General features: G+C 44.8%; 1 protein-coding gene. It reads right to left on the bottom strand.

What is annotated here, in order from left to right; all coding sequences use genetic code 11:
* On the bottom strand, positions 1-353 hold a 353-nt coding region (locus ACQ76X_RS36380; RefSeq protein ID WP_438498725.1), incomplete at both ends, for a hypothetical protein.

The raw sequence follows: 353 nt of genomic DNA, 5'->3' as shown, positions 1-353 counted from the left end.
TCCCACCCGGCCCCACGGATCATATCCCACCGTTATTTCATTGGAAAGCGCGTCTTTCTGATAGATGGGTCTGCCCATATCGTCATAGTGATACTGGGTGAACACCCACTTTCCAGCATTATCATCAAAGTGTTCCTCTAAAAGGGCCAAACCCATTCCGTTATATAGCACATTTGCATAGGTTTTAACCACGCTGTTATTCGATAACTGAGTGACAGTTCGGATAGAATCCACTTTTAAGACCGGCATTCCCGTATTGACAGCATCAAAGTTTGCGGAACTTGTATTATAGTAGTTGTACTCTACTACCTCGCTGTACACTTCTCCGTTGGCATTGGAACGATTTGGATAGG

It is taken from the genome of Paenibacillus sp. IHBB 3054 (assembly GCF_051594305.1).
GTDB lineage: Bacteria > Bacillota > Bacilli > Paenibacillales > Paenibacillaceae > Paenibacillus_AQ.
The sequence above is the reverse complement of the archived record's forward strand: the minus strand, read 5'-3'. Positions and strand labels throughout refer to the sequence as shown.